Raw genomic sequence first — 1,903 nt, 5'->3', positions numbered from 1 at the left:
GGGAGTGTGCCTCCTTTGACTGAGCAGACGTTCAGGAACACTCGCGCAAGGGAGCTGTCGCAGGAAGGCAGCGCATCACACGCCGGCGGATGAGCCTTGTCGTCGGGAGAGGGCTAGCCTGCGTCGCTCTCGGTCGATCTCGGTGACGACCACCGTGATCTTGTCGCCGACCTGGACGACATCTGATGGAGTCTTCACCGGTGTCCAGGCGAGCTCTCGCAGGTGAACCAGTCCCTCGATTCCGTCGGCGACCTGGACGAAGACGCCGAACGGGATCAGCTTGGTGACCTGGCCAGGCAGTTTCTGCCCCACCGCGATGGTGTCAGCGAATACCTGAAAGGGGTCCGGCTGCGTGGCTTTCAAGGACAGTCTGGCCTCCAGGTTCCACGTGTCGAACTGGAGGAACTCGCATGAGAGGCGCTGTCCGATCTGCACGACATCGGAGGCTGCCTCGAAACGTCGCCAGGACAGTTCAGCGAAGGAGATGAACCCGACGCCAGGGAAGACCGGATGGTCGGGTCCGTCGTCCAGCGCAACGAACACACCGAACCGTTCGATCGTTGTGACGGTGCCGGAAAGGAACTCGCCGCGGTGCAGTGATTCCAGGAAGGCCCAGAGTTCTGGGTTCTCAGACGGTCCACCCATCATGCTCCCAGCCTTTCACGAGGAGCCGTGCACTGGGTGGGAAGTGCGCTCACGCTGCGGTCTTGAGGGGACGTCCGCCCCAGCGGATGCCTTTCTCGCTGCGGATGCGGGCGCGTTCACGTCGTTCGGCGGCCAGGACGTCACGGTGGCGGGCGTTGGCGTTGCGCCAGCGCAGGTAGGCGTGCAGGGCCCGTGTCTGGACGGTGTGGTTGGGGTGGTGGGAGTTGGCGATGGTGAACTGCCTCAGCGGTCCGAAGTGGGCTTCGATCGGGTTCGCCCAGGATGCATAGGTCGGGGTGAAGCACAGCTCGACCTTGTTCTTCCTCGCCCAGCGGCAGATGTCGGCGCCTTTGTGGGCGGACAGGTTGTCCAGGATCACGTAGATCGGGGCGCCGTCGGGCCGGGCAGCGCGGATCGACTTCAGCGCGGCCAGCGTGTTGGCGGCGCCCTTTCTGCGGCGGTTGACGCCCCACAGGGTGTCGTCGCCGATCGAGTAGCAGCCGTGGAAGTAGCGTACGCCGTGGGTGCGGTGGTAGGTGGCGGGCAGCCGGTCGGGGCGCTTCTGCTCAGCCCAGCCTGAGCCCGCGGTGGGACGGATGCCGAGCGGGCCGAACTCGTCGAAGGCGAAGACCCGGTCGGGGAAGCGGTCGAGGACCTCCTCGATCCGGTCCAGCTTCGCCTCGCGGTCGGGGTCCGGGGATTCCTTCCACGTCTTGGTGCGCTGGAAGGTAATGCCGCGGCGGGCGAGCAGGCAGCGTAACGCCTCGCGGCCGATGCGGATCACGTGGCCGTGGGCTTTGCGCAGGTAGGCGACGAGCTTGCGCAGGGACCAGCGGGTGAAGGGCTGGCCGAGTTTGGCGGGGCGGGTGATGGCCGTCTGCACGATGAAGTCTTCGTCGTCAGGGCTGAGTTGGCGGGGACGGCCTCCCGCCCACCTAGGGTCCAGGCAGGCCAGGCCGATCTCGTTGAACCGGTGGATCACGTCCCGGACAGTGTCCTCGTCGGCCTGCACCAGCTGGGCGATCACGGGCACCCGGTTCCCGCCGGCCGAGGCCAGCAGCATCATCGCGCGCCGATAGCGCACCGAGCTGGTGCTGCCCCGACGCACGATCTGCTGCAGCTTCTGCCCCTCCTGGTCGGTCAGTCTGCGCACACGGACAGGCTCGGCCACCGCACCTCCAGCGGTTGGATCGGACGTCACCACCCATCCAACCGCCACGATCACCAAACCGGCCAACCTATGCGGTCAGAGCACTAG

2 protein-coding genes are annotated in these 1,903 nt (G+C 66.4%); both read right to left on the bottom strand.

Features of this window, described 5'->3' with window-relative positions:
* Nucleotides 1-75: 75 nt before the first annotated feature.
* Nucleotides 76-648, bottom strand: a complete 573-nt coding sequence (locus ACFVWD_RS58190; RefSeq protein ID WP_389607276.1) for a S1 RNA-binding domain-containing protein — start codon at nt 646-648, stop codon at nt 76-78.
* Nucleotides 649-694: 46 nt separating this feature from the next.
* Nucleotides 695-1,816 carry an IS630 family transposase gene (locus ACFVWD_RS58185; protein ID WP_389607274.1) on the bottom strand — a complete coding sequence of 374 codons (1,122 nt, stop codon included), beginning with the start codon at nt 1,814-1,816 and terminating at the stop codon, nt 695-697.
* Between the last annotated feature and the right edge of the window lie 87 nt (nt 1,817-1,903).

Source organism: Streptomyces sp. NPDC058086 (assembly GCF_042885015.1).
Classification (GTDB): Bacteria; Actinomycetota; Actinomycetes; order Streptomycetales; family Streptomycetaceae; genus Streptomyces.
Note: the sequence above shows the minus strand (reverse complement) of the source record. Positions and strands in the feature narration are given on the sequence as shown.